At 71.4% G+C, this 11,757-nt stretch carries 11 protein-coding genes and 1 pseudogene; 4 read left to right on the forward strand and 8 right to left on the reverse strand.

Annotated elements, in window-relative coordinates; all coding sequences use genetic code 11:
• Positions 1-9: 9 nt before the first annotated feature.
• The 8 genes from ACFVH0_RS37830 to ACFVH0_RS37865 are packed head-to-tail and all read right to left on the reverse strand — an operon-like array spanning position 10 to position 7,280.
• Positions 10-2,010: an NADH-quinone oxidoreductase subunit L gene (locus tag ACFVH0_RS37830; protein ID WP_385827839.1), complete on the reverse strand. Its 2,001-nt coding sequence runs from the start codon at positions 2,008-2,010 to the stop codon at positions 10-12.
• Entirely contained in the window at positions 2,007-2,420 is a 414-nt protein-coding gene (gene nuoK, locus ACFVH0_RS37835) for an NADH-quinone oxidoreductase subunit NuoK (RefSeq protein WP_266689163.1), read from the reverse strand. The genes ACFVH0_RS37830 and nuoK overlap by 4 nt, the downstream gene beginning before the upstream one ends.
• On the reverse strand, positions 2,420-3,001 hold the full coding sequence (locus ACFVH0_RS37840; protein ID WP_385827841.1) for an NADH-quinone oxidoreductase subunit J: 582 nt from the start codon (positions 2,999-3,001) through the stop codon (positions 2,420-2,422). The genes nuoK and ACFVH0_RS37840 overlap by 1 nt, the downstream gene beginning before the upstream one ends.
• Complete coding sequence (locus ACFVH0_RS37845; protein ID WP_385827843.1) at positions 2,998-3,594, reverse strand: NuoI/complex I 23 kDa subunit family protein; 597 nt, start codon at positions 3,592-3,594, stop codon at positions 2,998-3,000. Before ACFVH0_RS37845 ends, ACFVH0_RS37840 begins: the two co-directional genes overlap by 4 nt.
• The gene (locus ACFVH0_RS37850) at positions 3,594-4,562 is read right to left on the reverse strand and encodes an NADH-quinone oxidoreductase subunit H (RefSeq protein ID WP_385827845.1); all 969 of its coding nucleotides are present in this window, start codon (positions 4,560-4,562) and stop codon (positions 3,594-3,596) included. The genes ACFVH0_RS37845 and ACFVH0_RS37850 overlap by 1 nt, the downstream gene beginning before the upstream one ends.
• Entirely contained in the window at positions 4,559-6,259 is a 1,701-nt protein-coding gene (locus ACFVH0_RS37855) for an NADH-quinone oxidoreductase subunit C (RefSeq protein ID WP_385827847.1), read from the reverse strand. The genes ACFVH0_RS37850 and ACFVH0_RS37855 overlap by 4 nt, the downstream gene beginning before the upstream one ends.
• The gene (locus ACFVH0_RS37860; protein ID WP_385827848.1) at positions 6,256-6,888 is read right to left on the reverse strand and encodes an NADH-quinone oxidoreductase subunit B; all 633 of its coding nucleotides are present in this window, start codon (positions 6,886-6,888) and stop codon (positions 6,256-6,258) included. Before ACFVH0_RS37860 ends, ACFVH0_RS37855 begins: the two co-directional genes overlap by 4 nt.
• On the reverse strand, positions 6,879-7,280 hold the full coding sequence (locus ACFVH0_RS37865) for an NADH-quinone oxidoreductase subunit A (protein WP_259928579.1): 402 nt from the start codon (positions 7,278-7,280) through the stop codon (positions 6,879-6,881). The genes ACFVH0_RS37860 and ACFVH0_RS37865 overlap by 10 nt, the downstream gene beginning before the upstream one ends.
• Before the next feature lie 169 nt (positions 7,281-7,449).
• Between ACFVH0_RS37865 and ACFVH0_RS37870 the strand changes: the two genes are divergently transcribed.
• The 4 genes and pseudogenes from ACFVH0_RS37870 to ACFVH0_RS37885 form a co-directional block, all read left to right on the forward strand.
• Positions 7,450-8,697 carry a sensor histidine kinase gene (locus ACFVH0_RS37870; protein ID WP_385827850.1) on the forward strand — a complete coding sequence of 416 codons (1,248 nt, stop codon included), beginning with the start codon at positions 7,450-7,452 and terminating at the stop codon, positions 8,695-8,697.
• A 180-nt stretch (positions 8,698-8,877) separates the two neighbouring features.
• Positions 8,878-10,233: a sensor histidine kinase gene (locus ACFVH0_RS37875; RefSeq protein WP_385827852.1), complete on the forward strand. Its 1,356-nt coding sequence runs from the start codon at positions 8,878-8,880 to the stop codon at positions 10,231-10,233.
• A gap of 314 nt (positions 10,234-10,547) precedes the next feature.
• Positions 10,548-11,222, forward strand: coding sequence for a LuxR C-terminal-related transcriptional regulator (locus ACFVH0_RS37880; RefSeq protein ID WP_385827854.1), 675 nt, complete (start codon positions 10,548-10,550; stop codon positions 11,220-11,222).
• A gap of 318 nt (positions 11,223-11,540) precedes the next feature.
• Positions 11,541-11,757, forward strand: a pseudogene (locus ACFVH0_RS37885) (2-oxoglutarate ferredoxin oxidoreductase subunit alpha); the annotation flags it as partial.

Raw genomic sequence — 11,757 nt, forward strand, 5'->3', positions numbered from 1 at the left:
GATCACGGCTCACGACCCGGCGTTGACGTTGGCAAAGACGACGGCGGCGATCGCCAGGACCAGCGAACCGGCGAGCAGTGCGCTGAGGTAGGTCTGCACATTGCCGGTCTGCGCGCGGCGGACGGCGGCGCCGAGCCCGCGTGCGACGGCTCCGGAGCCTCGTACGTATGTGTCGACGACCTCGCGGTCCAGGAAGCGGACGAGGCTCGCCGCGGCCTGGACGGGGCGGACGAACAGCGCCGTGTACAGGGCGTCGAGGTGGAAGCCCGCGGCGGCCGGGCGGTGCAGCGGGCCGAGCAGCAGGCGGCCGGGGTCGGCCGGGTCGGGGGCGTCCCCGGCTGCTCCGTAGGCGGCGGTGTGTGCCGTCATGGCCTGGGCCTCGACGAGGGCGGGTTCGGCGTCGGGGTGGGCGACGACGGTGCCGACGGAGGTGCGGGCGGCGAGCGCCGAGGTGTGGCGCCAGGCGCCGTAGGTGACCAGGCCGCCGACGAGGCCGACGCCCGTGGAGAGGACGGCGGTGGTCACGGACGGGGCGAGGGCGTGTCCGTCGAACCAGTCGGTGATCGTGCCGACGGTCAGTCCGAAGGCGATGGTGGGGACGGCGAGCACCCAGAGGACCGCGGTCATGGCGACGGGCTGCCTGCCGTGGTCGGGGGCCTCGGCGCCGCGGCCCCGGAAGGCGAGGAGCCAGAGGCGGGTGGCGTAGGCGGCGGTGAGGACGGCGGCGAGCAGTCCGGCGACGAGCACGGTCCAGCCGGCGGCGGCCGGGGCGACGTGCCGGTCCCCGAGCGCGGTGTGCTCGGCGGCGACGAGCACGGCTTCCTTGGAGAAGAAGCCGGCGAACGGGGGGATGGCGGCGAGCGCGAGCAGGGCGACGGTCATCGTCCAGTAGGCGTCCGGGACGCGCTTCGTCAGGCCGCCCATGCGGGACATGGCGGCCAGTGAGTTGGTCCCGGCGGCGTGGATGACGACGCCGGCCGCGAGGAAGAGGACGGCCTTGAACGCGCCGTGGGACAGGAGGTGGAAGACGGCGGCCCCGCGGTCGCCGACGGCCAGGGCACCGGCCATGTAGCCGAGCTGACCGATCGTCGAGTAGGCGAGGACCCGCTTGATGTCGTCCTGGGCGAGGGCGGCGAGCCCCGAGCCGATCATCGTGATCGCCGCCATCACGGCGAGTACGACGAGGGCCGCGCCGGACTCGGCGAAGACGGGGAGGAGCCGGGCCACGAAGTAGATGCCGGCGGCGACCATGGTCGCGGCGTGGATGAGCGCGGAGACGGGGGTGGGGCCGGCCATGGCGTCGGGCAGCCAGGTGTGCAGGGGGAACTGCGCCGACTTGCCGGCGACGCCCGCGAGGAGGAGCAGCGCGATGAGGGTGGGGTGGTCCAGGCCGCCGTTGGCGACGGCGCCCAGGATGCCGGTGATACGGAAGGTGCCGGTGTCGGCGGCGAGCGCGAACAGACCGATCAGGAAGGGGACGTCGCCGAGCTTGGTGACCAGGAAGGCCTTGAGGGAGGCGGCGCGGGCTTCGGGCGTCTCCCAGTAGTGGCCGACGAGGAAGTACGAGCAGATGCCCATGATCTCCCAGCCGACCAGCAGCACCATCAGGTCGCCGGAGTAGACGACGAGCAGCATCGCGGAGGTGAAGAGGGAGACGAGGGCGGCGTACGAGGGGTAGCGGGGGTCGTCGCGCAGATAGGCGGTCGAGTAGATCTGCACGCAGGTCGCGACGAGCCCGACCAGCAGGGCGACGAGGACGGCGAAGCCGTCGAGGTGCAGCGCGAGGTCGATCGGGACCGAGCCGGTGGGGGTGAGCTGGGTCGCGGCGTCGATGGCCCGGCCGCCGCCCTGGCGGGCCGCGACAACGGCCGCGATGACGGCGGCGGCGAAGGTGGGCAGTACGGCGAGGGGCCGTACGAAGCCGGGGGCGGTGCGTCCGAGGAGGAGGCCGGCCACGGCGCCCAGGAACGGAAGGAGGGGGACGAGGACGGCGAGGGTCGTGGTGGTCACGCGGTGGCCTCTGCCTTCTTTGCCTTCCCTGCCGCAGCAGTGGCCTGGTCTTCGGTGCCGGTTCCGGTGTCGGACTCGTCGTCCGGGAGGGCTTCGGCGGCGTCGGTCTCGGCGGTGTCGCGGAGCCGGTCGATGTCCGAGCTGCCGCGGTTGCGGTACACGGCGAGGACGATCGCCAGGCCGATGCCGATCTCGGCCGCCGCGATGGCGATGGTGAAGAGGGTGAGGGCCTGGCCGGAGTGCAGGGCGTCGCGGAGCCAGACGTCGAAGGCGACCAGGTTGAGGTTGACGGCGTTGAGCATCAGCTCGACGGACATCAGGACCAGGATCGCGTTGCGGCGGGCCAGTACGCCGTAGAGCCCGGTGCAGAAGAGGAGGGCGGCGAGCACGGCGGGATAGGCGAGGTGCATCAGCTCTGCTCCTTACCGCGCTTGCGGGACAGGACGATCGCGCCGACGAGGGCGGCGAGCAGCAGGACGGAGAGTGCTTCGAAGGGCAGTACCCAGTGCCGGAAGAGGAAGGAGCCGGTCGCCTCGGTCGAGCCCTGGGCCGGTCCGCCGAGGTCGATCCAGGTGGTGCGGAAGGCGTCGACGACGACCCAGACGAGCGCGCCGGCGGCTGCGACGGCCACCGCGAGGGCCGCCCAGCGGTTGCCCGAGTCGGCGTCCGGGGAGCGGCCGATGGGGGCCCTGGTGAGCATCAGCCCGAAGAGGAGGAGGACGACCACGGAACCGACGTAGATCAGTACCTGCACCCAGGCGATGAACTCCGCGGTGAGCAGGAGGTACTCGACGGCGAGACCGCCGAGCGCCACGACCAGCCAGAGGGCGGCGTGCACCAACTGCTTGGTCGTGACGGTGACGAGGGCCGCGCCGAGGGTGGCGATGCCGACGAGAAGGAAGGCGATCTCGACGCCGGTCGGGGAGAGGAAGCCGGAGGGGGCCGGGCGCGCGGCGAGAGCGGCGTGCGCCGCGGTGGCTGCGAGTGTCACTCCTGCCCCTCTGCTTTCTGCTGGGCCTGTTGGGCTTCCTGGGCGCGCTGGGCTTCGAGTTTCTCCGCCGTCTTGCGGGCGGCGGCGATCTCCTTCGGCTCCTCGGCGCCCGGGTCGAGCGCGGGCGGTTCCGGCACCGTCCACATCCATTCGCGGAGCTTGTCGCGCTCATGGGTGAGTTCGAGGATGTCCGTCTCCGCGTACTCGAACTCGGGCGACCAGAAGAGCGCGTCGAAGGGGCACACCTCGATGCAGATACCGCAGTACATGCAGAGCGAGAAGTCGATCGCGAAGCGGTCGAGCACATTGCGGCTGCGCTCGCGGCCGCCCGGGGCCGCGGCGGGCACCGTCTCCTTGTGGGAGTCGATGTAGATGCACCAGTCCGGGCACTCACGGGCGCAGAGCATGCAGACCGTGCAGTTCTCCTCGAACAGCGCGATGACGCCGCGGGAGCGGGGCGGCAGTTCGGGCTGGACGTCCGGGTACTGCGCGGTGACCGTCTTCCTCGTCATCGTCCGCAGGGTGACGGCCAGGCCCTTGGCCAGGCCGGAGCCGGGGATGCGGGGCCGGGAGGGCGGGAGCGGCGCGGCCATCAGTTGATCGCCACCTTCACGATGCCGGTGAGCGCGATCTGCGCGAGAGCGAGCGGGATGAGCGTGGTCCAGGCGAGTTTCTGCAACTGGTCCTCGCGGAGCCGGGGGTAGGACACCCGTAGCCAGATGACGACGAAGGCGAGTACGGCGGTCTTGAGCAGCGTCCAGACCCAGCCGAGTCCGTCGGCGCCGAACGGGCCGTGCCAGCCGCCGAGGAAGAGGACGGTGGTCAGTCCGCACAGCACGACGATGCCCGCGTACTCGGCGAGCAGGAAGAGCGCGAAGCGCAGGCCGGTGTACTCGGTGTACGCGCCGAAGATGATCTCGGAGTCGGCGACCGGCATGTCGAACGGCGGGCGTTGCAGCTCGGCGAGGCCGGCCACGAAGAAGACCAGTGCGCCGACGATCTGCCAGGGCAGCCACCACCACTCGAAGGCGTCGAGGATGCCCGGAAGGGAGACGGTGCCGGCCGCCATCGCGACGGATGCGGCGGCGAGCAGCATCGGCAGCTCGTACGCGAGCAATTGCGCGGCGGTGCGCAGGCCCCCGAGGAGGGAGAACTTGTTGGCCGAGGCCCAGCCGGCCATGAGCGAGCCGAGCACGCCGACGCCCATCACGGCGAGCACGAAGAAGATTCCCGCGTCGACGACCTGTCCGACCGCGCCCTCGCCGGGGCCGATCGGGATGGCGACGAGTACGAGGAGGTATGGGAGGAGTGCGACGGCCGGCGCGAGCTGGAAGATACGGCGGTCGGCCCGGGCCGGGACGATGTCTTCCTTCTGCGCGAACTTCACACCGTCCGCGACGAGCTGGGCCCAGCCGTGGAAGCCGCCCGCGTACATGGGGCCGAGGCGGCCCTGCATGTGGGCCATCACCTTGTGCTCGGTCTGTCCCACGACGAGGGGGAGGACCATGAACACGGCGAAGACGATGACCAGGCGGAGGGCGACGTCGAGTACGTCGTTCACGCGGTATCGCCTCCGGCGGGGTGGTTGGGGGTTTCCGGGGTTTCCGGGGTCTGTGCGGTTTCCGGGGTCTCTGCGGTTTCCCCGGCATCCCCGGCTTCCGGGGGCGCCGAGGGGGTGGGCTCGGGTTCGGGGGTGGCGTCGGTTTCGGTGTCGGGAGTAGGGGTGGGGGTGCCGCTGCGCGGGGCGTCTCCCCTGCCCGCCCCGTCCCGAACCGGGGGCTCCGCCCCCGGACCCCCGCTCCTCAACCGCCGGAGGGGCTGAGGAGTACCCGCGACGGGCTCGGAGGAATCCGTGTCGAAGGCCGGGCGGGCGTGGTGCCACGGGGCGTCGCTCGTCGCGGCCTCGGGGTTCTGCTGTGCGGCCCCGGCGCCGGGCTGGGGCCCTGGCCGGGTTCCGGGCCCGGTCCCTGGCTCGGCTCCTGCCCCGGCCTCCGGCTCGGTCCCGGCTTCGGTCCCGGCTTCCCTCCCGGTCCTCGGCTCCGTCGTTGCCCCGGCACCCGGCTTGCCCCCAGTTCCGGGCCCTGCCTTCGGCTCGGCTCCGGTGCCAGTGCCGGTGCCGGCCTCTGTCCCGGTCTCCGTCCCCGGCTCCGTCCGCGCCCCGGCCCCGGTCTCCGTCCCCGGCTCCGTCCGCGCCCCGGCCCCGGTCTCCGTCCCCGGCTCCGTCCGCGCCCCGGCCCCGGGCTCGGTCCCCGGCACGGTCCGCGCCCCGGTACCGGCCTCAGACCCCGCCCCGGACTCCGTACCCGGCTCCGCCGCGTCCCGCGCCCGCTGCTGGCTCGCCGAGCCCTCGCTCGCGCTGCGGGTGCGACGCGGGGTCGAGGAACGGGGAGTCGTGGGCCTGGGTGTCGCAGGGCTGGACGTCGATTCCGTACCGACACCTGTGCCGGCATCCGCGCCAGTGCCCGCACCCGTACCCGTACCCGCGCCAGTGCCGACGCCAGCACCGGTCCCCGTGCCGACGCCCGTGCCCGCTTCCGCAGCCGTCGCTGTCGTTCGCTGGGCGGCCGAGCCCTCGCTCGCGCTGCGGGTGCGGCGTGCCGGGCGGTCACCTGCTGCACGGGGTGTGCGGGTCGGGCGGGACGGGGCGGGTGGGAGCTGGCCCTTCAGGGGGCCCCACTCGTTCGGGTCGGGGACTCCGGGCGGCAGCATCGTGCGCCGCTTCGGGCCGCCGTGTTCCGACTCGCCCGGCTCCTTCGCGCCGGGCCATGCCTTCGCGACGCGTGCCGCCAGCACGAAGTCCTTGCGCAGCGGGTGGCCCTCGAAGCCCTCGGGGAGCAGCAGCGGCACCAGGTGCGGGTGACCCTCGAAGCCGATGCCGAACATCTCGTGCGTCTCACGCTCGTGCCAGGCGGCGCCCGCGTAGACGTCGATGGCGGTGGGGAGGACCGCCGCCTCGTGCGGAACCGTCGTACGGACCAGGAGCCGGCGGACCCTGCCCTCGGCCAGGGCCGCGACATGGGCGCAGACCCGGAAGCCGGTGCCGGGTTCGTCGACCGCGCTCAGCCAGTCGAAATACGTGCAGCCCAGCCGGTCGCGGGCCGTTTCGAGGGCCGCGATCCAGGAGGCGGCGGGTACGTCGACGGTCAGCAGGTCGTACGCGTACTGGGCCGTCGCCTCCTCGCCGAAGAACTCGGCGGCGGCGTCCGGCAGGCGGTCGTAGGCGTCGGGGGCTTCGTCGGGGGTCGGAGTGGTGGTCATGCGTCGCCCTTCCCCGGGACCGGCGGGGCGGCCACCAGGCCGCTGCGGAGTGCGGTGGTGGAGGGGCGGCCGCCGCCCGTCGCGTACCGCTCGCCCAGTGACTCCCGGGCGATCTTCTCCTGGAGCTTGAGGATGCCCTGGAGGAGCGCCTCCGGCCGGGGCGGGCAGCCGGGTACGTAGACGTCGACCGGGATGATCTGGTCGACGCCCTTGGTCACGGAGTACGAGTCCCAGTACGGGCCGCCGCAGTTGGAGCAGGCGCCGAAGGAGATGACGTACTTGGGCTCGGGCATCTGCTCGTACAGCCGCTTCACGGCCGGGGCCATCTTGTCCGTCACCGTGCCGGAAACGATCATGAGGTCGGCCTGGCGCGGGCCGGGCGCGAACGGGATCACGCCGAGCCGGATGAAGTCGTGCCGGGCCATGGAGGCGGCGATGAATTCGATGGCGCAGCAGGCGAGCCCGAAGTTGAAGACCCAGAGGCTGTAGCGGCGGCCCCAGTTCAGGACCACCTTCATCGGCTCGGGCGCCAGGCGTGACAGGACGCCGAGCCGCTTGGGCTCCGGCAGGAAGGTCGGCACGGGCCGGGGTTCGGATCCCTCGTCGGCCTGCGGGCTGGTCACGTCCATTCGAGGACGCCCTTCTTCCATGCGTAGAGCAGTCCTACGGCCAGAAAGCCGAGGAAGATGAACATTTCGACGAGCGTGGTCGCCCCGTATCCGGGTGCGGCGAATACCGTCGCCCACGGAAACAGGAAGATCGAGTCGACGGCGAAGATCACGTACAGGAAGGCATAGACGTAATAGCGGACCTGGGTATGTGCCCATCCTTCACCCACCGGGTCCACGCCGCACTCGTACGTCAGGAGTTTTTCCGGCGTCGGGACCACGGGGCGCAGCAGCCGGCCGGCCCCGAAGGCGACCGCGACGAACAGCACGCCGATCACGGCGAGCAGTCCGACCACTGAATAGGCGTGGAAGTAGTCCGACGCGAGAACGGTCGATTCCGGCAGCTCCGTCACGTCCGCCCCTCGCTCCCTCGAATCCGTCCGGTGATCCGTACGCACGGGAGTCTAGGCCCTGTTAAAGAGAGGGTAAGCAGCCGCATCGGGCCAGGGGTGGGGTTATCCCCACTTCACCCCACCCACGGGCCCCATGGCGTGCGCCGGTCCGGCCCGGCAGGCTGGGCATATGACCATGAGCCCCACGGTGCCGGACAACGACCGGCCACCACCCGCACGACTCATTCCCGACCCGTGGACCTGGAAGGAGATCGGCCATCTTCTGGCCAATCTCCCGATGACCATCGTCTGGTTCGTCTACACCGTGTTCATGATCGGTGTCGGCGTGGGACTCGCGGTCACGGTGATCGGTCTGCCCCTGCTCGCCGTCGGGCTGCACGGGGCGCGGCTGATCGGCAAGGCCGAGCGGGGCAGGGCACGGGCGTTGCTCGGGGTGTCGATCGACGAGCCGAGCCCGATGGATCTGTCCCGCCGGGAGAAGGGGTTCTTCTCCTGGCTGTGGTCGAGCGTCAAGGATCCGGTGGGCTGGCGGGCGGTGCTGTACTCCTTCGTCCGGCTGCCCTGGGGTGTACTCACCTTCGCGGTGACGCTCGTGAGCTTCCTCGTGCTGTGGCCGCTCCTCCCTCACATCACGCGGCTCCTCAGCAACGGGGACCGGGCGATGGTGCGCGCGCTGCTCTCGCCCTCCGACGAGCTGGAGCGCCGGATCGCCGAGCTGGAGGCGGACCGCGGGGTGGTCGTCGACACCGCCGCCGCCGACCTCCGCCGCATCGAACGCGACCTGCACGACGGCGCACAGGCCCGCCTCGTCGCCCTCGCCATGGACCTGGGCCTGGCCAAGGAAAAACTGACCGACGACCCCGAAGCCGCCGCCCGCATGGTCGACGAAGCCCACGGCGAGGTCAAGGTCGCACTCCAGGAACTCCGCGACCTCGCACGCGGCATCCACCCCGCCGTCCTCACCGACCGCGGACTCGACGCCGCACTCTCCGCCATCGCCTCCCGCTGCACCGTCCCCGTCACGGTCGGCGTGGACCTGCCGGGGCGTCCCGCGGAGGCCATCGAGGGAATCGCGTACTTCACCGTCTCCGAGCTGTTGCAGAACGTGAGCAAGCACAGCGCGGCGCGTTCGGCGTCCGTCGAGGTGTGGCGCTCCGGGGACCGGCTGCTGCTCCAGGTCACCGACGACGGCCGGGGCGGGGCCCGGATGGACGGCGGTACGGGAATGGCGGGGCTGGCCGAGCGGCTGGGCGCCGTCGACGGGCTGTTCGTCCTCGACTCACCGGTCGGCGGACCCACGACGGTGACGGCGGAGCTGCCCTGGCGGGATCGTGAGCAGACGCACGCGCCGGCGCACGGGCAGAAGCGCGAGAGCAGACGCGAACAGAAGCGTGAGCAGGTGCGCACGCGGAAGTAGTGCGCCGGGCCCGGGCGTGCGGGGGTGGGGAAAACCCCCGGTCGAAGAGGGATACCCCCCTCATGGTGCGTCGGCCCGCGAAACAGCACCCTTGTCCCAGGGGTCGGAGCAGTCACCGAGCAGCCGGCCCGGCACCTGACTCACAGCAGCAGCCGCAAACCACCGAAACGGACAGTACCCATGGCCACGGCATACGGACCGGACACTCGGGACCACCAGCGGTCCGGAGCCGGTTTCGGGGACCATCCCCCGGTGAAGCACTTCTTCCCCGCCGCGCTGCGCGCGCCCGTCGAGGGCCGGACCTGGCGCGAGTTCACCTACCTGCTGCTGGGCCTGCCGATCGGGCTGGTCCTGTTCAGCCTCTCGATCACCCTGGCGTCGCTGGGTATCGGCATGCTGATCACCTTCCTCGGGGTGCCGATCCTGGCCGGCACGCTGGCCATGTGCCGGGGCTTCGGCGCGATGGAGCGGGCCCGGGCGCGCGGGCTGCTGAAGCTGGACGTGGCGGCTCCGGCGCCGGTGCGCGGCAAGACCGGCGGCCTGATGTCCTGGATGGGCGCGGCCCTCAAGAGCGGGGCCTCCTGGCGCCATCTGCTCTACACCCTGCTGTACCTCCCGTGGGCGACCTTCGCCTTCGGCGTCTCGGTGACGTTCTGGCTGTGCGGGTGGACCGCGTTCACCTACCCGCTGTGGCAGTGGGTCTTCCCGGCGTACGTGGGAAGCAACGGCGTCCAGCTGTACGGCGACCGGGGCCACGAGGTCCACCTCGACTCCTCCGTCGAGATGGCTCTGACCAGTGCGTTCGGCCTGGTGTTCGTCCTCGTCACGCCGTGGATCATCCGTGGTCTGGCGAGCGTGGACCGGGCTCTGGTGTCCGGGCTGCTCGGGCCGTCCCGGCTGGCGACCCGCGTCTCGGAGCTGGAGTCGGACCGTGGGGTGGTCGTCGACACCGCCGCCGCCGACCTCCGCCGCATCGAACGCGACCTGCACGACGGCGCACAGGCCCGCCTCGTCGCCCTCGCCATGGACCTGGGCCTGGCCAAGGAAAAACTGACCGACGACCCCGAAGCCGCCGCCCGCATGGTCGACGAAGCCCACGGCGAGGTCAAGGTCGCACTCCAGGAACTCCGCGACCTCGCACGCGGCATCCACCCCGCCGTCCTCACCGACCGCGGACTCGACGCCGCACTCTCCGCCATCGCTTCCCGCTGCACCGTCCCCGTCACGGTCGAGGTGGATCTGGCCTCCCGGCCGGCCCAGGCGATCGAGGGGATCGCGTACTTCACCGTCTCCGAGCTGTTGCAGAACGTGAGCAAGCACGCACGGGCGACCCGTGCCTCGGTCGACGTGTGGCGGGCGGCGGACCGGCTGATGCTCCAGGTCACCGACGACGGACGGGGCGGCGCCGACGCGGCGGCGGGCAGCGGGCTCGCCGGGCTGACCGAGCGGCTGGACGCGGTGGACGGCGTGCTGGTCGTGGATTCCCCGCAGGGCGGTCCGACCCGGATCACGGCCGAGCTGCCGTGGCGTGGCTGAGTTCGGCCGGAATCCGCGTGACGAGGCTTTGCTGGGCCGGAATCCGTGTGACGAGGCTGAGCTGGCCGGAATCCGCGTGGCGAGGACAGCGGAGGCCCTCCGGGACGAGTGCGGCCCGCCCCGGGCGGGTGCGGTTCGCGCGGCGGCGACGGGCGGGGTCCGGACAGCGGGCGGACTCCAACCGTGAGATCCACCCGGGGGCGGGCATGATCCACCCATGAAGTCCACCCGGCGGCCGAGGACACCACACCGCCGATGCTGGGATGCTGGAGTGTGTACGGGCAGGACCAGCAGACAGTGGGGGCAACGGGTTCATGGTGGAGGACAGGGTGCGAGTAGTCATCGCCGAGGATTCGGTGCTGCTCCGGGAAGGACTCACCCGGCTGCTGACCGATCTCGGGCATGACGTCGTCGCCGGAGTCGGGGACGCCGAGGCGCTGATCAAGACGGTGAGCGACCTGGCGGGGCAGGACGCGCTGCCCGATGTGGTGGTCGCCGATGTGCGGATGCCCCCGACCCACACCGACGAGGGGGTGCGGGCGGCCGTGCGGCTGCGGAAGGACTACCCCGGGATAGGGGTCCTGGTCCTTTCGCAGTATGTCGAGGAGCAGTACGCGACCGAGCTGCTGGCCGGGTCCAGCCGGGGCGTGGGGTACCTGCTGAAGGACCGGGTCGCCGAGGTCAGGGAGTTCGTGGACGCGGTGGTCCGGGTGGCACAGGGCGGTACGGCGCTGGACCCGGAGGTGGTGGCGCAGCTGCTGGGCCGGAGCCGTAAGCAGGACGTCCTGGCCGGGCTGACCCCGCGTGAGCGCGAGGTGCTCGGCCTGATGGCGGAGGGGCGGACGAACTCTGCGGTGGCCAAACAGCTGGTGGTGAGCGACGGTGCCGTGGAGAAGCACGTCAGCAATATCTTCCTGAAGCTGGGGCTGTCACCCAGTGACGGGGATCACCGCCGGGTACTGGCCGTATTGACCTACCTGAACTCCTGACTGACTGACACTCTGTCAGATACCTGATGGAGGTCACCTCGGGAGCCGGCCACGGCTGTCGCGGTGACCAGGTCCGGGGGTGAGTGCGCCCCCGGACCGGAGAGCACGACCTAGCACCAAAGGATGACTGCACGGCGTCTTCATCGAACGGCTGGGGAGCTTGCAAAACATGACAAACCAGTATCGAATCGCGTCCCAAAATGGCGTCCATCATGTGATCGGTCCAGGGAAGGCGACCCTTACCGACGTAGGGTGGGCAGTGGGACCGTCGGCGGGCCGGCGGGCCCAGAGCCGCCGCCCCGAGGGAGGTCCAGTTCAGTGACCAGCCAGGTCAGTAGCCCAGCCGAACAGGCCGATGAGGCCAGCGAGGCGCTCGTCGGGGGACAGCGTGCCCCCCGCTCCGATCATGCGGCCGGCGAGAAGGAGATCCGCCGTCTGGACCGGGTGATCATCCGTTTTGCGGGTGATTCCGGGGACGGTATGCAGCTCACCGGTGATCGTTTCACTTCGGAGACCGCGTCGTTCGGGAATGATC

This window comes from Streptomyces sp. NPDC127117, from assembly GCF_042677325.1.
Classification (GTDB): domain Bacteria; phylum Actinomycetota; class Actinomycetes; order Streptomycetales; family Streptomycetaceae; genus Streptomyces.

Excerpts from the sequence above, each read along its gene's own strand:
- ACFVH0_RS37855 (WP_385827847.1), bottom strand. The coding sequence starts at position 6,259 with ATGACCACCACTCCGACCCCCGACGAAGCCCCCGACGCCTACGACCGC.
- ACFVH0_RS37860 (WP_385827848.1), bottom strand. The coding sequence starts at position 6,888 with ATGGACGTGACCAGCCCGCAGGCCGACGAGGGATCCGAACCCCGGCCC.
- nuoK (WP_266689163.1), bottom strand. The coding sequence starts at position 2,420 with ATGCACCTCGCCTATCCCGCCGTGCTCGCCGCCCTCCTCTTCTGCACC.
- ACFVH0_RS37870 (WP_385827850.1), top strand. The coding sequence starts at position 7,450 with ATGACCATGAGCCCCACGGTGCCGGACAACGACCGGCCACCACCCGCA.
- ACFVH0_RS37845 (WP_385827843.1), bottom strand. The coding sequence starts at position 3,594 with ATGGCCGCGCCGCTCCCGCCCTCCCGGCCCCGCATCCCCGGCTCCGGC.
- ACFVH0_RS37875 (WP_385827852.1), top strand. The coding sequence starts at position 8,878 with ATGGCCACGGCATACGGACCGGACACTCGGGACCACCAGCGGTCCGGA.
- ACFVH0_RS37880 (WP_385827854.1), top strand. The coding sequence starts at position 10,548 with ATGGTGGAGGACAGGGTGCGAGTAGTCATCGCCGAGGATTCGGTGCTG.